Consider the following 19,355-nt stretch of genomic DNA (forward strand, 5'->3'; position numbering starts at 1 on the left):
GATGGGTATCAAGGTTCTGCTGGTCGAGGACGACCGCGCGTTGCGCGAGGCGCTGGCCGATACGCTATTGCTCGCGGGGCACGATTACAAGGCGGTGGGTTCGGCAGAGGAGGCGTTGCTTGCCGTCGGCGGCGAGGCCTTCAGCCTGGTGATCAGCGACGTCAACATGCCGGGTATGGACGGCCACCAGTTGCTGGGCCTGTTGCGAGCGCGGCAGCCGCAATTGCCGGTGTTGCTGATGACGGCTCACGGCGCGGTCGAGCGTGCGGTCGATGCGATGCGCCAAGGTGCGGTGGACTATCTGGTCAAACCTTTCGAGCCCAAGGCGTTGCTCGATCTGGTGGGGCGTCATGCCCTGGGCAGTCTCGGCCTGGCTGAGGGTGAAGGGCCGATAGCATTCGAGCCGGCGAGCGCGCAGTTGCTCGAATTGGCAGCGCGGGTCGCACGCAGCGATTCCACGGTGTTGATCTCGGGTGAGTCGGGCACGGGCAAGGAAGTGCTGGCGCGCTACATTCATCAGCATTCTCATCGCGCCAATCAGCCATTCATTGCGATCAACTGTGCGGCGATCCCGGACAACATGCTCGAAGCGACCTTGTTCGGGCACGAGAAGGGCTCCTTCACCGGTGCCATTGCCGCGCAAGCCGGCAAGTTCGAGCAGGCCGACGGCGGCACCATTCTGCTCGACGAAATTTCCGAAATGCCCCTGGGGCTCCAGGCCAAATTGCTGCGCGTACTGCAAGAACGTGAGGTCGAAAGGGTTGGGGCGCGCAAGCCGATCACGCTGGACATTCGCGTAGTCGCCACCACCAATCGCGACCTGGCGGGTGAAGTGGCAGCGGGGCGCTTCCGTGAAGATCTTTACTATCGCCTGTCGGTGTTTCCCCTGGCCTGGCGTCCGTTGCGCGAGCGTACCGCCGACATCCTGCCGCTGGCCGAGCGTCTGCTGGCCAGGCACGTCAATAAAATGAAGCATTCACCGGCCAGATTGTCCCCCGAGGCCCAGGCGTGTCTGATCGCTTATCCGTGGCCGGGTAACGTGCGTGAGCTGGACAACGCGATTCAGCGAGCGTTGATTCTGCAGCAGGGTGGCTTGATCCAGCCGCAGGATTTCTGCCTGGCCGGGCCGGTGGCTTGCGCTCCATTGCCTGCGTTGGCGCAGGCGCCGGTGCGTCCAGTGGAAGTCGAGGCCGAGTCGGCCGGGGCGCTGGGCGATGATCTGCGTCGCCGTGAATTCCAGATGATCATCGATACCCTGCGCGCCGAGCGCGGTCGTCGCAAAGAGGCGGCCGAGCGCCTGGGTATCAGCCCGCGGACCCTGCGCTACAAGCTGGCGCAAATGCGCGATGCCGGTATGGATGTGGAAGCCTATCTGTTCGCCACCTGATCCTGTTCCTGTAGGAGCGAGCTCTGCTCGCGATGGTCGTTAACGATAATGCGGGGCGTCAGGATAAACGCGGCGTTCTTCAGTTCATCGCGAGCAAGCTCGCTCCTGCAGCGGCTAGCGGCGATGAGAAGGGCTTTTGTGAAACAAGGCCATGGAGCTGGCACCCTTGTTGCTAACACCTCATGACCCGCCGAGTGAGTGTCAAAAAATTGCGGGTCGTCAAAGAGAGAAACCATGAGCCAAGGTATTGAATTCAATCGGTTGATGCTGGATATGCGCGCCATGCAAATGGATGCCATGTCTGCGCCGAAATCGACTGCCGTTCCTGAAGTGTCGGGCAGCAGCTTTTCCGACATGCTCGGTCAGGCCGTCAATAAAGTGAACGACACCCAACAGGCTTCCACGCAGTTGGCCAGTGCGTTCGAAATCGGCAAAAGCGGCGTCGATCTTACAGACGTGATGATCTCATCGCAGAAAGCCAGCGTGTCCTTCCAGGCATTGACCCAGGTACGCAACAAACTGGTTCAGGCCTACCAAGACATCATGCAGATGCCGGTTTAAAGGACGAGATTGAGTCATGGCAGAAGCAGTCGCCGATAACGTTCCGGCCAAGGCCACTCCAATAGACGGCAAACCGCCGCTGTTCGGGTTGTCCTTCCTGGAAAACCTCTCCGAGATGACCATGTTGCGTCAGGTGGGCCTGTTGGTCGGCCTGGCGGCGAGCGTGGCGATTGGTTTTGCCGTGGTGTTGTGGTCCCAGCAACCGGACTACCGGCCTCTGTACGGCAGCCTTGCCGGCATGGACGCCAAGCAGGTCATGGATACCCTGGCCTCCGCCGATATCCCGTACACCGTCGAACCCAATTCCGGTGCCTTGCTGGTCAAGGCCGATGACCTGTCCCGAGCGCGGCTCAAGCTCGCGGCCGCTGGTGTCACTCCCAGCGACGGCAACATCGGTTTTGAAATCCTCGACAAGGAGCAGGGGCTTGGCACCAGTCAGTTCATGGAAGCGACCCGCTACCGTCGCGGCCTCGAAGGCGAACTGGCCCGCACCATTTCCAGCCTGAACAACGTCAAGGGCGCCCGCGTACACCTGGCGATCCCGAAAAGTTCGGTGTTCGTGCGCGACGAACGCAAGCCAAGCGCTTCTGTTCTGGTTGAACTCTATTCCGGTCGCTCCCTCGAGCCTGGCCAGGTCGTGGCTATTATCAATCTGGTAGCGACCAGCGTTCCCGAGCTCAGCAAGTCGCAGATCACCGTGGTCGACCAGAAGGGCAACCTGCTCTCCGATCAGGCGGAAAACTCCGAACTGACCATGGCTGGCAAGCAGTTCGACTACAGCCGTCGCATGGAAAGCATGCTCACTCAGCGCGTGCACAACATCCTGCAGCCGGTGCTGGGCAACGACCGTTACAAGGCCGAAGTCTCGGCCGACGTGGATTTCAGTGCGGTCGAATCGACTTCCGAGCAATTCAACCCGGATCAACCGGCGTTGCGCAGCGAGCAGTCGGTCAACGAACAACGTACCGCCAGCAATGGCCCGCAAGGCGTGCCGGGTGCCTTGAGCAACCAGCCTCCAGCGCCGGCCTCCGCGCCGCAAACCACCGGCGGCACTCCGGGTGCAGCCGGCATGGTGCAGCCGGGCCAACCGCTGGTTGATGCCAATGGCCAGCAAATCATGGACCCGGCCACCGGTCAGCCGATGCTCGCTCCGTACCCGGCGGACAAGCGTCAACAATCGACCAAGAACTTCGAACTCGACCGATCCATCAGCCACACCAAGCAGCAGCAGGGCCGGTTGAATCGCCTGTCGGTGTCGGTGGTGGTCGATGATCAGGTCAAGATCAATCCGGCCAACGGCGAAACCACCCGTGCGCCATGGAGCGCCGATGAATTGGCGCGCTTCACTCGCCTGGTTCAGGACGCGGTCGGCTTCGATGCCAGCCGTGGTGACAGCGTCAGCGTGATCAACATGCCGTTCTCCGCCGAGCGCGGTGAAGCGATTGCCGAAATTCCGTTCTACTCCCAGCCGTGGTTCTGGGACATCGTCAAGCAAGTGCTGGGTGTGCTGTTCATTCTGGTGCTGGTATTCGGTGTGCTGCGTCCGGTGCTCAACAATATTACCGGTGGTGGCAAGGGCAAGCAGTTGGCCGGTATCGGCAGCGACGTCGAGTTGGGTGGCATGGGCGGTCTGGATGGCGAACTGGCCAACGACCGTGTCAGCCTCGGTGGCCCGACCAGCATCCTGTTGCCGAGCCTGAGCGAAGGCTATGACGCTCAGTTGAACGCAATCAAGAGTCTGGTGGCAGAAGACCCGGGTCGTGTGGCCCAGGTCGTGAAAGAGTGGATTAACGCAGATGAGTGATAACCGAGCCGTTGCCGCCAAACTGTCCAAGGTCGACAAAGCCGCAATCCTGTTGCTGTCCCTGGGGTCCACCGACGCTGCCCAGGTGCTGCGCCACATGGGCCCCAAAGAGGTTCAGCGCGTGGGTGTGGCCATGGCCCAGATGGGTAATGTGCACCGCGAGCAGGTCGAACAGGTGATGAGCGAGTTCGTCGATATCGTCGGCGACCAGACCAGCCTGGGCGTCGGCTCCGACGACTATGTGCGCAAGATGCTCACCCAGGCTCTTGGCGAAGACAAGGCCAACGGCCTGATCGACCGCATCCTGCTCGGTGGCAACACCAGCGGCCTCGACAGCCTGAAGTGGATGGAGCCGCGCGCCGTCGCCGACGTGATCCGTTACGAGCACCCGCAGATCCAGGCGATCGTGGTGGCGTATCTCGATCCGGACCAGGCCGGTGAAGTGCTCGGCAACTTCGACCACAAGGTGCGGCTCGACATCATCCTGCGGGTCTCTTCGCTGAACACCGTACAGCCAGCGGCCCTGAAAGAGCTCAACCAGATTCTCGAGAAGCAGTTCTCCGGCAACTCGAATGCCTCGCGCACTACCCTGGGTGGCATCAAACGCGCGGCGGACATCATGAACTTCCTCGACAGCTCGATCGAAGGCCAGCTCATGGACTCGATCCGCGAAGTCGACGAAGACCTGTCCGGTCAGATCGAAGACCTCATGTTCGTGTTCAACAACCTGGCCGATGTCGACGACCGCGGGATTCAGGCGCTGCTGCGCGAGGTGTCCTCCGATGTGCTGGTGCTGGCCCTCAAGGGGTCGGACGAAGGCGTCAAGGAGAAGATCTTCAAGAACATGTCCAAGCGTGCCGCCGAACTGTTGCGCGACGACCTGGAAGCCAAGGGCCCGGTGCGCGTCAGCGACGTGGAAACCGCGCAGAAGGAAATCCTCACCATCGCCCGCCGTATGGCCGAAGCCGGGGAAATCGTTCTCGGCGGCAAGGGCGGCGAGCAAATGATCTAACACCATGGTCAAGAATGATGATGCACCCACTGACCTGATCCGGGCCAGGGATGTCAGTGGTTTCGATACCTGGGCGCTGCCCAGTTTCGACCCGCCGGAACCCGAGCCGGAACCTGAGCCTGAACCCGAACCGCCGGAAATGGAGGAAGTGCCGCTGGAGGAAGTCCAGCCACTGACCCTTGAAGAGCTCGAAAGCATTCGCCAGGAAGCCTATAACGAAGGCTTCGCGGTGGGTGAGAAGGAAGGTTTCCACAGCACCACGCTCAAGGTCCGTCAGGAAGCCGAAATGGCCCTGACCGCCAAGATTGCGGCGTTGGAGCAACTGATGACGCACCTGTTCGAGCCCATTGCCGAACAGGACACCGAGATTGAAAAGTCCCTGGTCGACCTCGTGCAGCACATCACCAGACAGGTGATCCAGCGCGAGCTGGCCATCGACTCGACGCAGATCGAACACGTCATGCGCGAGGCGCTCAAGCTCTTGCCGCTGGGCGTGGGCAATGTGCGGCTGTACATCAATCCGCAGGATTTCGAACAGGTCAAAGCCCTGCGCGAACGTCATGAAGAAACCTGGCGCATCGTCGAGGACGAAGCGCTGTTGCCTGGCGGTTGCCGGGTCGAGACAGAACACAGCCGCATCGACGCCACGGTCGAAACCCGTGTCGCGCGGGTGATGGACAAGCTGTTCGATCAGTTGCACGAGCAGGCCTTGCACCCGGCCGCGCCGGACCTGAGCCTGGAACTGCCGATCGAAAACAAGCCTGCGGTCGCACCGGCTCAGGATGTTCCCGATGCGCCTTGAACGCACCAGTTTCGCCAAGCGCCTGCGCAGCTATGCCGAGGCCACGGGACTGGAGGGCGCACCGATCCTCGAAGGCCGCTTGCTGCGCATGGTCGGCCTGACCCTTGAAGCCGAAGGCCTGCGCGCCGCCATGGGCAGTCGCTGCATGGTCATCAACGACGACAGCTATCACCCGATGCAGGTCGAAGCCGAGGTGATGGGCTTCTCCGGCAGTAAAGTTTTCCTGATGCCAGTCGGCAGTGTCGCCGGCATCGCGCCCGGTGCCCGAGTGGTGCCCTTGGCCGATACCGGTCGCCTGCCCATGGGCATGAGCATGCTCGGGCGGGTGCTGGATGGCGCCGGTCGTGCGCTGGACGGCAAGGGGGGGATGAAGGCCGAAGACTGGGTGCCAATGGACGGCCCGACCATCAACCCGCTCAAGCGCGAACCGATCAGCGAACCGCTGGACGTGGGCATCCGTTGCATCAATGGCATGCTGACGGTCGGCCGCGGCCAGCGGCTCGGCCTGTTCGCCGGTACCGGTGTCGGTAAATCCGTGCTGTTGGGGATGATGACGCGCTTTACCGAGGCCGACATTATCGTCGTCGGGCTGATCGGTGAGCGGGGGCGTGAAGTTAAAGAATTCATCGAGCACATCCTCGGTGAAGAAGGGCTCAAGCGTTCGGTAGTGGTGGCGTCCCCGGCGGACGATGCGCCGCTGATGCGACTGCGCGCCGCCATGTACTGCACGCGCATCGCCGAATATTTCCGCGACAAGGGCAAGAACGTCCTGTTACTCATGGATTCGCTGACCCGTTTCGCCCAGGCCCAGCGGGAAATCGCCTTGGCCATCGGCGAGCCGCCGGCGACCAAAGGCTATCCGCCGTCGGTATTCGCCAAGCTGCCGAAGCTGGTGGAGCGGGCCGGTAATGCCGAGAAGGGCGGTGGTTCGATCACCGCGTTCTACACCGTGCTGTCCGAAGGCGATGACCAGCAGGACCCGATTGCCGACTCGGCGCGGGGCGTGCTCGACGGGCACATCGTGCTGTCCCGGCGACTGGCCGAGGAAGGGCATTACCCGGCCATTGATATCGAGGCATCCATCAGCCGGGTGATGCCGGCGGTGGTGTCGCCGGAGCACATGATGCGAGCACAGTATTTCAAGCAATTGTGGTCGCGCTATCAGCAGAGTCGCGACCTGATCAGCGTCGGCGCCTACGTCGCTGGCGGCGACCGCGAGACCGACCTGGCGATTTCCTTGCAGCCGCAGCTGGTCAAATACCTGCGCCAGGGGCTCAACGACAGCATCAGCCTGGGCGAAAGCGAAGCTTACCTCGCGTCGATCTTCGCGCCCGCGGCGGGCGGCTAACCGGCCATGGCCCAGACTCGGGCAGGGCGCCTGGCCCCCGTGGTGGAAATGGCCGAAAAGGCCGAGATAACCGCAGTCCAGCGCCTGGGGCACTTTCAGGGGCAAGTGCGTTTGGCCGAAAGCAAACTCGCCGACCTCGAAGCCTTCCGTCTCGACTATCAGGAACAATGGATCGTGCGCGGCAGCGGCGGCGTCTCGGGCCAATGGTTGCTGGGCTATCAGGGCTTTCTCGCGCAACTGGGCACGGCCATCGACCAGCAGCGGCAAAGCCTGGCCTGGCATCAGAACAACCTGAACAAGGCCCGGGAAACCTGGCAGCAGGCGTTTGCCCGGGTCGAGGGTTTGCGCAAGCTGGTTCAGCGCTATGCCGATGAGGCGCGGGCGCTTGAAGACCGGCGCGAACAGAAACTGTTGGATGAATTGTCCCAGCGCCTGCCACGGCAGAATCACCCGTAGGAGCGAGCTCGCTCGCGATAAACCCGAGAGCGCACCGGGCTGTCAGGTGTACAGCGATACTATTGACGACCATCGTCACCACAACCTACCGCCTTGCTCCAACCTCTACCAAATGCTAAACCTTGTGCAAGCGGGTTTACCAATGACAAGGAAGCCATGAAATGTCAGTCGTTACAGAACTCTCTCCGGATGGGCAAAAACTGACGATATCGGTCAAGGGACGATTCGATTTCGCCAAGCATCAGGAGTTTCGTCAGTCCTACGAAAATAAAGAGATATCGGCGGTTGTGGTCGACCTGAAAGACGCCACTTACCTCGACAGCTCGGCGCTGGGCATGCTGCTTTTGCTGCGTGATCACGCCGGTGGCGACGACTCCGATGTCCGCGTCGTCAACAGCAGTACCGACGTGCGCAAGATCCTCGCCATCTCCAACTTCGACAAGCTGTTCGACATCAGTTGATTGCCATGCAGCCACTGGAGCCGCTGACGATCCTGATCGCCGAGGACAGCGCCGCCGATCGCCTGCTGTTGTCGAGCATTCTGCGCCGCCAGGGGCACGAAGTGCTGACGGCGGCCAACGGTGCCGAAGCGGTCGAGGTGTTTCGCCAGCAATCACCGCACCTGGTGTTGATGGATGCGCTGATGCCGGTGATGGACGGTTTCGAGGCGGCCCGGCAGATCAAGGCTCTGGCCGGGGAAACCCTGGTGCCGATCATCTTCCTCACGTCGTTGTCCGAAAGCGAAGCCCTGGCCCGTTGCCTGGAAGTCGGCGGTGACGACTTTCTGGCCAAGCCCTACAACCAGGTGATTCTCGCTGCCAAGATCAAGGCGATGGATCGCTTGCGGCGCTTGCAGGACACCGTGCTGCAACAGCGTGACCAGATCGCCCGGCACCACGACTACCTGCTCAACGAACAGCGTGTGGCCAAGGCCGTTTTCGACAAGGTGGCGCACTCCGGCTGCCTGAATGCCGCTCCGAATATCCGTTATCTGCAATCGCCCTATGCGCTGTTCAACGGCGACCTGTTGCTGGCCGCGTTCACCCCGGCTGGAGACATGCACGTGCTGCTGGGCGATTTCACCGGCCACGGTTTGCCAGCGGCAGTGGGTGCGATGCCCTTGGCCGAGGTCTTCTACGGCATGACCGCCAAGGGCTATGGCCTGGCGGAAATCCTGCGCGAGATGAATGCCAAGCTCAAGCGCATCCTGCCGGTGGACATGTTCTGCTGTGCCACGTTGCTGTGCCTGAGTTTTCAGCGTCGTTCGGTGGAAGTCTGGAATGGCGGCATGCCGGACGGTTACCTGCATCGCGTTGCCAGTGGCGAGCGAACGCCTCTGCCGGCGCGGAACCTGCCTTTGGGTGTGCTGAGCCCGGAATCCTTCGATGAGCGTACCGACGTGTATCCCATGGCCCTCGGGGATCGGGTGTTTCTGCTGTCCGATGGGGTGATCGATACCTGCGACGCCAATGATCAACTGTTTGGCGCGCAGCGATTGCAGCAGGTGTTTGCCGCCAATCGGCATCCGAATGCGCTGTTCGAAGAGATCGAGCAGGCGCTGCGTCATTTCGGCGGTGAAGCGCGTGACGATGTCAGTATGGTCGAAGTCAGCCTGCTGGAGTCGACGCAAATCACTCCGCCGGCGTTGGTCTACTCCGACAGCGGCCAGTCCTGCCCGCTGGACTGGTCGGTAAGTTTCGAGTTTCGCGCCGCCACGCTCAAGCGCTTCAATCCGTTACCCTATCTGTTGCAGTTGTTGCTTGAGGTCCATGGTCTTCGGGCTCAGAGCGGTGCGCTCTACAGCGTGCTGGCGGAGCTCTACTCCAATGCGCTGGAGCATGGCGTGCTGGGGCTGGATTCGAGTCTCAAGCGCGATGCCTCGGGTTTTGCGCGATATTATCAAGAGCGCAATGCCCGGCTGGACGAGCTGCTGGATGGTTATGTACGGTTGCATTTGCAGGTGACGCCAACGGACGATGGCGGTTGCCTGACCATTCACATCGAAGACAGCGGCAAGGGTTTCGATGTCGAGCGGGTGATCGCAAGACCTTTGGAAGACGTCCGCCTGTCGGGGCGTGGGGTCAGTCTGATCCGCCAGTTGGGGCGTAATGCCCGCTGGACCGACAATGGTCGAAGTGCACGCGTGGAGTTTATCTGGGAGGCTCTGGCATAATCCGCGCATTCTTGATCAAGGAGTGAGCAAGTGGACGACACACATGTGGATCGCGACGTGCTGAGCGCATTGCAGGAAGTGATGGAAGAGGGCTATCCGGATCTGCTGGTTGTCTTTCTTGCAGACTCCGAAGAGCGCCTGAAAGTCTTGAGAACAGCCGACAGTGCCGCACGGCTCGTTGAAACCGCCCATAGCTTCAAGGGCAGCAGCAGCAATATGGGCGCCTTCCGGCTGACAGAGCTCTGCCGTCAACTTGAACAGCAGGCCAAAGATTTGCCATGGGCCGCCGTTCAGGAGTTGGTCGGCGAAATCGACCGCGAATTCGCCGATATCCGGCCTCTGTACGAAGCTGAACGACAGCGTTGCCCGGCGAAAATCTGAGCACACGCTGCATTTGGTCCTCTTCGAGTGAAACTGGCTCGACTTTTGCACTTAACTCATCCAACTGTACTTACGAGCCCCGTGCAGCGGAGACCGTTTCATGCCCGTTACTCCCGATATTCTGTTTCAGGCCTCCAGGCAGGCCAAGACTCAAGCTGGCTCCGCCAATCCTCCGGCGCAGACCTCTGAGCCCGGGGGCAAGGCCGCAAGCTTCGCTGATGTCTACGCCGATCAGGCGCAAAGCAAGCCCACTGCGTTGGCGGATGCGTCGCTCAAGCCGGGTCGCGACAAAACCTGCGATGTTGCCGGAACCAAAGACGCTGGTGACGACAAGTCTGCCGCCGAGGAACCGGTGGTTGCCGATGGCGGCAAATCCTTGCCTGCCGAGAGCTCGGTGCAGGCTGGCGACAAGGTCGCTGGCGATGATGCGTCAGATGCCGACCCGGCTCCGGTCGTTGACGCCGCACTGCTGGATCCGGCGCTTGATCCTACATTGCAATCCATCGTATCGGCACCGGTAGCCCCCGCCGTGGTCGACACCGTGCAACCTGTCGTTGATGCGCCGGTTGCCGCTACGGCTACGGCTGTACTCGCTCCAGCGCTGGCCACTGCCGAGGGCGATTTCGATCCCTCGACCGATCCGCTCGACGCATTGCCGGCGGTGCGCCTGGCGATGGAGCAGGGCGGTCACGTATCGGCTTCCAGCCAGGCACAACCCAAGGCTGCACCGACACAGGCGCAAGCCCAGGCTGACGCAGAGCTGACGCCAGAGCAAAATTTTGCCGCCGGCATGGCGACCCTGTTGGATGTTAAGGGTGACAAGAGCGACACCAGCCCGGGTGAAGACAAGGCTTTCAGCGGCTTGATCGATGACGGCCTGAAGGATCTCAAGTCCGCCAGCAGCGACACCCGTGTCGATGATTTCGCCAACCGTCTGGCAGCGCTGACCCAGGCGGCCACACCGAAGACAGCCAATGCCTTGCCGGTGAACCAGCCGATCGCCATGCACCAGAGCGGGTGGACCGAAGAGGTGGTGAACCGGGTCATGTACCTGTCCAGCGCCAATCTCAAGGCGGCGGACATCCAGTTGCAGCCCGCTGAGCTCGGGCGTCTGGACATTCGGGTGAACATGGTTCCCGATCAACAGACCCAGGTCACGTTCATGAGTGCGCATCCGGGCGTCCGTGAGGCGCTGGATGGGCAGGTCCATCGCTTGCGCGACATGTTCGCGCAGCAGGGCATGGGGCAGGTCGATGTCAACGTTTCGGACCAGTCCCGTGGTTCGCAGCAGGGGCAGGAACAAGCCCGGCAAGGTCAGAGCGGGCGGACCAGTGCCAGCGGCGGTCGCCTCGATTCAATGGATGATGACATCACCCCAAGCGTCGCTGAAGCGGCGGTCAATACCACCAGCGTGATCGGCTCCAGCGCGGTCGATTACTACGCCTGACCAAACGAACACCTAACCCTGTGGGAGCGAGCTTGCTCGCGATAGCGGTGTAACAGTCGATGAAAATGTTGACTGTTAAAATGCCATCGCGAGCAAGCTCGCTCCCACAGTGGCTTCGTGGTGATCTTCCGATCGAAGCCGGTCCGCCCAGCTCTTCCCGATACTTCTGGCATAACACTTGCTCTTGCCTTGCCGTGCGACTGTGAAAACCCGAATAGTGACGGATTATTGGCATGGCGAAGAGCGACGCAGCAGTAAAAGACCCCGCAACCAAAGGCAAACTCAAGCTGATTATCGTGATCGTGCTGGCCCTGCTGCTGGCGATCGGTGTGTCCGTGGGGGCGACCTGGTACTTCATGCACAGCGCTCAGAGCAAGCCTGCCGCCGCAGTGGAACAAACCGCTCCTGTCGGCAAGCAGCCAGCGATTTTCGAGGCGATGGCGCCAGCTTTCGTGGCCAACTTCAACCAGAGCGGTCGCCAGCGCTACATGCAAGTGAGCATCACCATGCTCGCGCGCAACCAGGCGGATCTGGAGGCGCTCAAGGTCCACATGCCGGTGATCCGCAATAACCTGGTGATGCTGTTCTCCGGGCAGGACTTCGCGACCCTCGCCTCGCCGGTCGGCCAGGAAATGCTGCGGCAGAAAGCTACCGCCAGTGTCCAGGAAGTGGCGCAGAAAGAGCTCGGTAAAGTGGTGATCGAACAGTTGCTTTTCACTAATTTCGTACTGCAGTAGGAACACGACATGGCCGTGCAGGACCTGCTGTCCCAGGATGAGATCGACGCGCTGTTGCATGGCGTCGACGATGGTCTGGTACAGACCGAAAACGCTGCCGAACCCGGCAGCGTCAAAAGCTATGACCTGACCAGCCAGGATCGCATCGTCCGTGGACGCATGCCGACCCTGGAAATGATCAACGAGCGTTTCGCCCGCTACACACGCATCAGCATGTTCAACATGCTGCGTCGCTCGGCGGACGTGGCGGTCGGCGGCGTGCAGGTGATGAAGTTCGGCGAATACGTGCACTCGCTGTACGTGCCGACCAGTCTCAACCTGGTCAAGATCAAACCCCTGCGCGGCACCGCGCTGTTCATCCTCGACGCCAAACTGGTGTTCAAGCTGGTGGACAACTTCTTCGGCGGCGACGGCCGCCACGCCAAGATCGAAGGGCGTGAATTCACGCCGACCGAACTGCGCGTGGTACGCATGGTGCTGGAGCAGGCGTTCGTCGATTTGAAGGAAGCCTGGCAGGCGATCATGGAAGTCAACTTCGAGTACATCAACTCGGAAGTGAACCCGGCCATGGCCAACATCGTCGGCCCGAGCGAGGCCATTGTGGTGTCGACCTTCCACATCGAACTCGATGGCGGTGGCGGCGACCTGCACGTGACCATGCCGTACTCGATGATCGAGCCAGTGCGCGAAATGCTCGACGCCGGCTTCCAGTCGGATCTCGACGATCAGGACGAGCGCTGGGTCAACGCTCTGCGCCAGGACGTGCTGGACGTCGACGTGCCGATCGGTGCGACGGTGGCTCGTCGTCAGTTGCGCCTGCGCGACATCCTGCACATGCAGCCGGGGGATGTGATCCCGGTCGACATGCCGGAAGAAATGATCATGCGCGCCAACGGCGTGCCGGCCTTCAAGGTCAAGATGGGCTCGCACAAGGGCAATCTGGCGTTGCAAGTGATCGAGCCGATCGAGCGCCGTTGACCGGCGCTCGTACCCATTCGCGATTAAACCGAATTCTGAATTTTTGCTCGCCGAGGACACTGACAAATGAACACGCAAGACGACCAGGCTCTGGCCGATGAGTGGGCAGCAGCCCTGGAAGAAACCGGTGATGCCGGGCAGGCTGACATCGATGCCTTGCTGGCCGCCGACTCCGGCAGTTCCGCGTCCAACCGCCTGCCCATGGAAGAGTTCGGCAGTGTGCCGAGAAACAACGATCCGGTGAGTCTCGAAGGCCCGAACCTGGACGTGATCCTCGATATCCCGGTGTCGATTTCCATGGAAGTGGGCAGCACCGACATCAACATCCGCAACCTGCTGCAACTGAACCAGGGTTCGGTGATCGAGCTTGATCGCCTGGCCGGCGAGCCGCTGGACGTGCTGGTCAATGGCACGCTCATCGCCCACGGCGAAGTGGTGGTGGTCAACGAGAAGTTCGGCATCCGCCTGACGGACGTGATCAGCCCGAGCGAACGCATCAAGAAGCTGCGCTGAGTGAAAAGGGTTCTCGGGTTTGTATTGGCGATGCCGTTCAGCGTGCTGGCGGCTGAGCCTGTCGCTACGGCGACCACGGCTGCCGCGCCGGCGGTGAGCAGCGGTGTGGCTGGGCAACTGACGCAGCTGGTGTTCGGCTTGCTGCTGGTGCTGGGGTTGATCTTCCTCCTCGCCTGGTTGCTGCGTCGGGTCCAGCAGGCAGGTCCGGCTGGCAAGGGGCAGGTGATCGAGATTGTCGGTTCCCGCGCGCTGGGGCCTCGCGACCGCTTGATGCTGGTGCAGGTCGGCAACGAGCAGATCCTGTTGGGCCTGAGCCCCGGCAACATCACTGCATTGCATGTGCTCAAGGAGCCGGTGCAAGTGCCGAGTACCGAGAAGCCGACGCCGGAATTTGCCCAGCGCCTGTTGGAGATGCTGGGTAAAGATCAGAAGGATAAGAAGTAATGGGTGCGCTGCGCATCGCCTTGATGCTGACCCTGATGCTGGCCGCGCCGCTGGCATTCGCCGCCGATCCGTTGTCGATCCCGGCTATCACCCTGGGCACCAATGCGCAGGGTGCGCAGGAATACTCGGTCAGCCTGCAAATCCTGCTGATCATGACCGCGCTGAGTTTTATCCCGGCGTTTGTCATGCTGATGACCAGTTTCACCCGGATCATCATTGTCTTCTCGATCCTGCGCCAGGCCCTGGGCCTGCAGCAGACACCGTCGAACCAGATCCTCACCGGCATGGCGCTGTTCCTGACCCTGTTCATCATGGCGCCGGTGTTCGACCGGGTGAACCAGGACGCCTTGCAGCCGTATCTGGCGGAAAAACTGACGGCCCAGGATGCGGTCGCCAAGGCCCAGGTGCCGATCAAGAACTTCATGCTCGCCCAGACCCGCACCAGCGATCTGGAACTGTTCATGCGCCTGTCCAAGCGCACTGACATCGCGACGCCGGATCAGGCGCCATTGACCATCCTGGTGCCGGCCTTCGTGACCTCCGAGCTGAAAACGGCATTCCAGATCGGCTTCATGATCTTCATTCCGTTCCTGATCATCGACCTGGTCGTGGCCAGTGTGTTGATGGCCATGGGTATGATGATGCTGTCGCCGCTGATCATTTCCCTGCCGTTCAAAATCATGTTGTTCGTGCTGGTGGATGGCTGGGCGCTGATCATCGGCACGCTGGCCAGCAGCTTTGGCGGTGTCTCGCCATGACCCCGGAAGTTGCGGTCGACATCTTTCGCGAAGCGCTGTGGCTGACCACCATGATGGTCGCCGTGCTGGTGATTCCGAGTTTGCTGGTGGGCCTGTTGGTGGCGATGTTTCAGGCCGCCACGCAGATCAACGAACAGACCCTGAGCTTTTTGCCGCGCCTGTTGGTGATGCTGGTGACGCTGATCGTTGGCGGTCCATGGCTGGTGCAGACTTTCATGGAGTACATCCTGCAGTTGTACGGCAGTATTCCGCAGGTCATCGGCTAAGCCATGTCACTGCTTGCACTGACCGATACCCAGATCAGCACCTGGGTGGCGACGTTCATGTTGCCGCTGTTTCGCGTCGGCGCCTTGCTGATGGTCATGCCGGTGTTTGGCACGACCTTGCTGCCCCGGCGCATCCGCCTGTATTTCGCGTTGGCCATCACCGTGGTCATCGCGCCGGGCCTGCCGCCGATGCCGCCGGTCAATGCCCTGGATTTGAGCGGGCTATTGCTGATTGCCGAGCAGATTCTCATCGGTGCGGTGATGGGTTTTTCCTTGCAGCTGTTCTTCCAGGCCTTTGTGGTGGCCGGGCAAATCGTCGCCATCCAGATGGGCATGGGCTTCGCCTCCATGATCGACCCGGCCAACGGCGTATCGACGGCGGTGATCGGGCAGTTCTTCACCATGCTGGTGACGCTGCTGTTCCTGTCCATGAACGGTCATCTGGTGGTGTTCGAGATCCTCACCGAGAGTTTCACCACGTTGCCGGTGGGGGGCGGCCTGATGGTCAACCACTACTGGGAACTGGCCGGCAAGCTCGGCTGGGTGCTCGGTGCGGCGCTGTTGCTGGTACTGCCGGCGATCACCGCGTTGCTGGTGGTCAACATCGCGTTTGGCGTCATGACCCGGGCGGCGCCGCAACTCAATATTTTCTCTGTCGGCTTCCCGCTGATCCTGGTGCTTGGGCTGTTTATCGTCTGGGTCGGGCTGGCGGACATTCTCAACCAGTATCAACCGCTGGCCTCCGAGGCCTTGCAGTTGTTACGCGAAATGGCACGGGCGAGCTGAGTCATGGCCGAGAGCGAAAGCGGTCAGGATAAAACAGAAGACCCCACGGAGAAGCGCAAGCAGGACTCCCGTGAAAAGGGTGAGATTGCGCGGTCCAAGGAGCTCAACACCCTGGCGATCATGCTGGTCGGTGCCTCGGCACTGCTGATTTTTGGCGGCGCCATGGCGCAGGACATGATGGAGCTGATGCGCATCAACTTCTCGCTGCCGCGGGAGGTGATTCTGGATCAGCGCTCCATGGCCACCTACCTGATGCGCTCGGGGCAGATTGCCCTGTGGTCGATCCAGCCAGTGATGATCACGTTGGTGCTGGCCGCCATCATCGGTCCGATTTCCCTGGGTGGCTGGCTGTTCGCGGCAAGTTCCATGGCGCCCAAATTCAGCCGCTTGAACCCCGGTCCCGGCCTCAAGCGCATGTTCTCGACCAAGTCGCTGGTCGAACTGCTCAAGGCTCTGGCCAAGTTCATCATCATCCTGTTCGTGGCGCTGGCGGTGCTGTCGTCGGACATCGACGACCTGCTGCGCATCGCCCATGAGCCCTTGGATATGGCCATTATTCACAGTCTGCAAGTCGTGGGCTGGAGCACCTTGTGGATGGCCTGCGGGTTGATCCTCATCGCTGCGGTGGATGTGCCGGTGCAGCTCTGGGAAAGCCACAAGAAGCTGCTGATGACCAAGCAGGAAGTGCGTGACGAGCACAAGGATCAAGAGGGGCGACCGGAGGTCAAGCAGCGAATTCGACAGCTGCAGCGCGAGATGTCCCAGCGGCGGATGATGGCCGCCATTCCCGAGGCCGACGTGGTCATCACCAACCCGACGCACTACGCCGTGGCCCTCAAGTACGACCCGGAAAAGGGTAATGCGCCGGTATTGCTGGCCAAGGGTAGCGACTTCCTGGCCCTGAAGATCCGTGAGATCGCTGCGGCCAACGAGATTCTGTTGCTGGAGTCTCCGGCACTGGCGCGGTCGATTTACTACTCCACGGAACTGGAGCAGGAGATTCCCGGCGGTCTCTACCTGGCGGTCGCGCAGGTGCTGGCTTACGTTTATCAGATTCGACAGTATCGGGCGGGCAAGGGCAAGCGGCCTGATCCGCTTAAGGATGATTTGCCGATTCCGCCGGATTTGCGCCGCGATTCTTGAGTTTCGCGCTGTCGCTGATGGCCCCTTCGCGGGCAAGCCCGCTCCCACAGGTTTGGCGATAACTTGTGGGAGCGTGGCTTGCCCGCGATGACGTCAGTCCAGGCAACTCATATCCTCCTGAAAAATCGCTCTATTTCTCCCTTTGCAAAAGTTGGAAAGCTTCTTGCAGTAGCCGCCTTGCGCCCGCTTCAGGCGTCAAAAGTTTGCTTTAAAGGAACGGGGAAAACCGGTGGATCGCTCTCAGTTATTCAACACTGCTCGCACAAACGTTGCCGATTTGAGTCGCGGCAATCTGGGCGTGCCGCTGTTGCTGCTGGTCATGCTGGCGATGATGATGTTGCCGGTGCCGCCGTTCCTGCTGGACGTGTTCTTCACCTTCAACATTGCCCTGTCCATCGTCGTGCTGCTGGTGTGCGTCTATGCTCTGCGCCCGCTGGATTTCGCGGTGTTTCCGACCATTCTGCTGGTGGCGACGTTGTTGCGCCTGGCGTTGAACGTGGCTTCGACTCGGGTGGTGATGCTCCACGGCCAGGACGGTCATGCGGCGGCCGGCAAGGTGATCCAGGCCTTCGGCGAGGTGGTGATCGGCGGTAACTACGTGGTCGGTATCGTGGTCTTCGCGATTTTGATGATCATCAACTTCGTCGTGGTGACCAAGGGCGCGGGGCGGATTTCCGAGGTGAGCGCGCGTTTCACCCTCGATGCGATGCCCGGCAAGCAAATGGCGATCGACGCCGACCTCAACGCCGGCCTGATCGATCAGGCCCAGGCCAAGGCCCGTCGTTCGGAAGTGGCCCAGGAAGCCGAGTTCTACGGCTCCATGGACGGTGCCAGCAAATTCGTCCGCGGTGACGCCATCGCCGGCCTGTTGATCCTGTTCATCAACCTGATCGGCGGCATGGCGGTCGGTATCTTCCAACACGGCATGACCTTCGGCGACGCCGGCAAGGTGTATGCGCTGCTGACCATCGGTGACGGTTTGGTGGCGCAATTGCCATCACTGTTGTTATCGACAGCAGCGGCAATCATGGTGACCCGTGCGTCCGGTTCGGAAGACATGGGCAAGCAAATCAATCGCCAGATGTTCGCCTCGCCCAAGGCGCTGGCGGTGGCAGCCGGTTTGATGGCGGTCATGGGCCTGGTGCCCGGCATGCCGCACTTCTCGTTCCTGAGCATGGCGGCCCTGGCGGCCGGTGGCGCTTACCTGTTCTGGAAGAAGCAGAACGTGGCCAAGGTTCACGCCCTGCAAGAGGTCAAGCGCCAGCAGGAGTTGCTGCCGTCGCCGGCCCGCGCCCAGGAAACCAAGGAGCTTGGCTGGGATGACGTGACGCCGATCGACATGATCGGCCTGGAGGTGGGTTATCGCCTGATTCCGCTGGTGGACCGCAACCAGGGCGGCCAGTTGCTGGCGCGAATCAAGGGCGTGCGCAAGAAGCTGTCCCAGGATCTGGGCTTCCTGATGCCCACGGTGCATATCCGCGACAACCTCGACCTGGCGCCGAGTGCCTATCGCCTGACCCTCATGGGAGTGATCCTGGCCGAAGCGGAGATTTACCCGGATCGCGAACTGGCGATCAACCCGGGGCAGGTCTACGGCACGCTCAACGGCATTACCGCCAAAGATCCGGCTTTCGGCCTGGAGGCGGTCTGGATCGAAATCAGCCAGCGCGCCCAGGCGCAATCCCTCGGTTATACGGTGGTCGATGCCAGTACAGTAGTGGCTACTCACTTGAACCAGATACTCTACAAGCATTCCAGTGAGCTGATCGGTCACGAAGAAGTGCAGCAACTCATGCAATTGCTGGCCAAAAGCTCGCCGAAACTGGCCGAGGAGCTGGTGCCGGGCGTGGTTTCGCTGTCGCAGTTGCTCAAGGTGCTGCAAGCACTGTTGGCCGAACAAGTGCCTGTTCGCGATATCCGCAGTATTGCCGAGGCGATCGCCAACAATGCCGCCAAGAGTCAAGATACCGCCGCGCTGGTGGCTGCCGTGCGGGTTGGCGTATCCCGCGCAATCGTCCAAAGCATTGTAGGTACTGAGTCGGAGCTGCCAGTTATCACGCTGGAGCCAAGGTTGGAACAGATATTGCTCAATAGTCTGCAAAAGGCAGGACAAGGCTCGGAAGAGGGCGTTCTGCTGGAGCCAAGCATGGCTGAGAAGCTGCAACGTTCGTTGATCGACGCGGCGCAGCGTCAGGAGATGCAAGGTCAGCCGGTGATTCTGCTGGTGGCCGGTCCGGTTCGCGCGATGCTCTCGCGATTTGGCCGGCTCGCAGTCCCGGGTTTGCATGTGTTGGCTTACCAGGAAATCCCTGACAACAAGCAAGTGACCATCGTTGCGACAGTAGGGCCCAACGGCTGA

Annotated in this window: 20 protein-coding genes; all 20 read left to right on the plus strand. The window is 61.1% G+C overall.

The genetic code is table 11. The features are described from left to right. Position 1: 1 nt before the first annotated feature. The 20 genes from AC1RS8_RS21005 to flhA all read left to right on the plus strand — a co-directional run bounded on the left by AC1RS8_RS21005 (position 2) and on the right by flhA (position 19,355). Positions 2-1,387: a sigma-54-dependent transcriptional regulator gene (locus AC1RS8_RS21005; protein ID WP_429521408.1), complete on the plus strand. Its 1,386-nt coding sequence runs from the start codon at positions 2-4 to the stop codon at positions 1,385-1,387. Positions 1,388-1,621: 234 nt separating this feature from the next. Further along, positions 1,622-1,948: a flagellar hook-basal body complex protein FliE gene (gene fliE, locus AC1RS8_RS21010; protein WP_057715889.1), complete on the plus strand. Its 327-nt coding sequence runs from the start codon at positions 1,622-1,624 to the stop codon at positions 1,946-1,948. 16 nt (positions 1,949-1,964) lie between these two features. Then, positions 1,965-3,752 (plus strand): flagellar basal-body MS-ring/collar protein FliF, encoded by a 1,788-nt coding sequence (gene fliF, locus AC1RS8_RS21015; RefSeq protein ID WP_493163473.1) that lies wholly within the window; start codon positions 1,965-1,967, stop codon positions 3,750-3,752. Further along, the gene (fliG, locus tag AC1RS8_RS21020; RefSeq protein ID WP_493163475.1) at positions 3,745-4,764 is read left to right on the plus strand and encodes a flagellar motor switch protein FliG; all 1,020 of its coding nucleotides are present in this window, start codon (positions 3,745-3,747) and stop codon (positions 4,762-4,764) included. Before fliF ends, fliG begins: the two co-directional genes overlap by 8 nt. Before the next feature lie 4 nt (positions 4,765-4,768). After that, positions 4,769-5,566, plus strand: coding sequence for a flagellar assembly protein FliH (gene fliH / locus AC1RS8_RS21025; protein WP_489340008.1), 798 nt, complete (start codon positions 4,769-4,771; stop codon positions 5,564-5,566). After that, positions 5,556-6,914, plus strand: coding sequence for a flagellar protein export ATPase FliI (gene fliI, locus AC1RS8_RS21030; protein WP_489340009.1), 1,359 nt, complete (start codon positions 5,556-5,558; stop codon positions 6,912-6,914). The genes fliH and fliI overlap by 11 nt, the downstream gene beginning before the upstream one ends. 6 nt (positions 6,915-6,920) lie before the next feature. Beyond that, entirely contained in the window at positions 6,921-7,370 is a 450-nt protein-coding gene (fliJ, locus tag AC1RS8_RS21035; protein ID WP_493163478.1) for a flagellar export protein FliJ, read from the plus strand. A 161-nt stretch (positions 7,371-7,531) separates the two neighbouring features. Then, the gene (locus AC1RS8_RS21040; protein ID WP_489340011.1) at positions 7,532-7,831 is read left to right on the plus strand and encodes an STAS domain-containing protein; all 300 of its coding nucleotides are present in this window, start codon (positions 7,532-7,534) and stop codon (positions 7,829-7,831) included. Between the two features lie 5 nt (positions 7,832-7,836). Beyond that, positions 7,837-9,543, plus strand: coding sequence for an ATP-binding SpoIIE family protein phosphatase (locus AC1RS8_RS21045; protein WP_489340012.1), 1,707 nt, complete (start codon positions 7,837-7,839; stop codon positions 9,541-9,543). A gap of 30 nt (positions 9,544-9,573) precedes the next feature. Beyond that, a complete protein-coding gene (locus AC1RS8_RS21050; RefSeq protein WP_057715882.1) occupies positions 9,574-9,924 on the plus strand; it encodes an Hpt domain-containing protein in 351 nt (116 codons plus the stop codon). A 100-nt stretch (positions 9,925-10,024) separates the two neighbouring features. Continuing rightward, positions 10,025-11,371, plus strand: a complete 1,347-nt coding sequence (locus tag AC1RS8_RS21055; RefSeq protein WP_489340013.1) for a flagellar hook-length control protein FliK — start codon at positions 10,025-10,027, stop codon at positions 11,369-11,371. A gap of 233 nt (positions 11,372-11,604) precedes the next feature. After that, positions 11,605-12,108 (plus strand): flagellar basal body-associated protein FliL, encoded by a 504-nt coding sequence (fliL, locus tag AC1RS8_RS21060; protein ID WP_429521405.1) that lies wholly within the window; start codon positions 11,605-11,607, stop codon positions 12,106-12,108. Positions 12,109-12,117: 9 nt separating this feature from the next. After that, positions 12,118-13,086, plus strand: a complete 969-nt coding sequence (gene fliM, locus AC1RS8_RS21065) for a flagellar motor switch protein FliM (protein WP_015096242.1) — start codon at positions 12,118-12,120, stop codon at positions 13,084-13,086. 66 nt (positions 13,087-13,152) lie between these two features. Further along, complete coding sequence (gene fliN / locus AC1RS8_RS21070; protein ID WP_007983370.1) at positions 13,153-13,599, plus strand: flagellar motor switch protein FliN; 447 nt, start codon at positions 13,153-13,155, stop codon at positions 13,597-13,599. Between the two features lie 30 nt (positions 13,600-13,629). Next, entirely contained in the window at positions 13,630-14,043 is a 414-nt protein-coding gene (fliO, locus tag AC1RS8_RS21075) for a flagellar biosynthetic protein FliO (protein WP_102669727.1), read from the plus strand. After that, on the plus strand, positions 14,043-14,801 hold the full coding sequence (gene fliP, locus AC1RS8_RS21080) for a flagellar type III secretion system pore protein FliP (protein WP_057715878.1): 759 nt from the start codon (positions 14,043-14,045) through the stop codon (positions 14,799-14,801). The genes fliO and fliP overlap by 1 nt, the downstream gene beginning before the upstream one ends. After that, complete coding sequence (gene fliQ / locus AC1RS8_RS21085) at positions 14,798-15,067, plus strand: flagellar biosynthesis protein FliQ (protein ID WP_015096238.1); 270 nt, start codon at positions 14,798-14,800, stop codon at positions 15,065-15,067. Before fliP ends, fliQ begins: the two co-directional genes overlap by 4 nt. Positions 15,068-15,070: 3 nt before the next feature. Continuing rightward, positions 15,071-15,853 carry a flagellar biosynthetic protein FliR gene (gene fliR / locus AC1RS8_RS21090; RefSeq protein WP_057715877.1) on the plus strand — a complete coding sequence of 261 codons (783 nt, stop codon included), beginning with the start codon at positions 15,071-15,073 and terminating at the stop codon, positions 15,851-15,853. Between the two features lie 3 nt (positions 15,854-15,856). Continuing rightward, positions 15,857-16,996, plus strand: a complete 1,140-nt coding sequence (flhB, locus tag AC1RS8_RS21095; RefSeq protein ID WP_489340014.1) for a flagellar biosynthesis protein FlhB — start codon at positions 15,857-15,859, stop codon at positions 16,994-16,996. A gap of 229 nt (positions 16,997-17,225) precedes the next feature. Further along, positions 17,226-19,355 (plus strand): flagellar biosynthesis protein FlhA, encoded by a 2,130-nt coding sequence (gene flhA, locus AC1RS8_RS21100; RefSeq protein ID WP_057715875.1) that lies wholly within the window; start codon positions 17,226-17,228, stop codon positions 19,353-19,355.

This window comes from Pseudomonas sp. GW821-FHT12A04, assembly GCF_058807755.1.

Bases quoted from the DNA above. Each gene is read 5' to 3' on its own strand.
- fliF (WP_493163473.1), top strand. From the start codon at position 1,965: ATGGCAGAAGCAGTCGCCGATAACGTTCCGGCCAAGGCCACTCCAATA.
- AC1RS8_RS21045 (WP_489340012.1), top strand. From the start codon at position 7,837: ATGCAGCCACTGGAGCCGCTGACGATCCTGATCGCCGAGGACAGCGCC.
- AC1RS8_RS21055 (WP_489340013.1), top strand. From the start codon at position 10,025: ATGCCCGTTACTCCCGATATTCTGTTTCAGGCCTCCAGGCAGGCCAAG.
- AC1RS8_RS21040 (WP_489340011.1), top strand. From the start codon at position 7,532: ATGTCAGTCGTTACAGAACTCTCTCCGGATGGGCAAAAACTGACGATA.
- AC1RS8_RS21005 (WP_429521408.1), top strand. From the start codon at position 2: ATGGGTATCAAGGTTCTGCTGGTCGAGGACGACCGCGCGTTGCGCGAG.
- fliN (WP_007983370.1), top strand. From the start codon at position 13,153: ATGAACACGCAAGACGACCAGGCTCTGGCCGATGAGTGGGCAGCAGCC.
- fliE (WP_057715889.1), top strand. From the start codon at position 1,622: ATGAGCCAAGGTATTGAATTCAATCGGTTGATGCTGGATATGCGCGCC.
- fliJ (WP_493163478.1), top strand. From the start codon at position 6,921: ATGGCCCAGACTCGGGCAGGGCGCCTGGCCCCCGTGGTGGAAATGGCC.
- fliL (WP_429521405.1), top strand. From the start codon at position 11,605: ATGGCGAAGAGCGACGCAGCAGTAAAAGACCCCGCAACCAAAGGCAAA.
- fliG (WP_493163475.1), top strand. From the start codon at position 3,745: ATGAGTGATAACCGAGCCGTTGCCGCCAAACTGTCCAAGGTCGACAAA.
- fliO (WP_102669727.1), top strand. From the start codon at position 13,630: ATGCCGTTCAGCGTGCTGGCGGCTGAGCCTGTCGCTACGGCGACCACG.
- fliI (WP_489340009.1), top strand. From the start codon at position 5,556: ATGCGCCTTGAACGCACCAGTTTCGCCAAGCGCCTGCGCAGCTATGCC.
- fliQ (WP_015096238.1), top strand. From the start codon at position 14,798: ATGACCCCGGAAGTTGCGGTCGACATCTTTCGCGAAGCGCTGTGGCTG.
- fliP (WP_057715878.1), top strand. From the start codon at position 14,043: ATGGGTGCGCTGCGCATCGCCTTGATGCTGACCCTGATGCTGGCCGCG.
- fliH (WP_489340008.1), top strand. From the start codon at position 4,769: ATGGTCAAGAATGATGATGCACCCACTGACCTGATCCGGGCCAGGGAT.
- fliR (WP_057715877.1), top strand. From the start codon at position 15,071: ATGTCACTGCTTGCACTGACCGATACCCAGATCAGCACCTGGGTGGCG.
- fliM (WP_015096242.1), top strand. From the start codon at position 12,118: ATGGCCGTGCAGGACCTGCTGTCCCAGGATGAGATCGACGCGCTGTTG.
- flhB (WP_489340014.1), top strand. From the start codon at position 15,857: ATGGCCGAGAGCGAAAGCGGTCAGGATAAAACAGAAGACCCCACGGAG.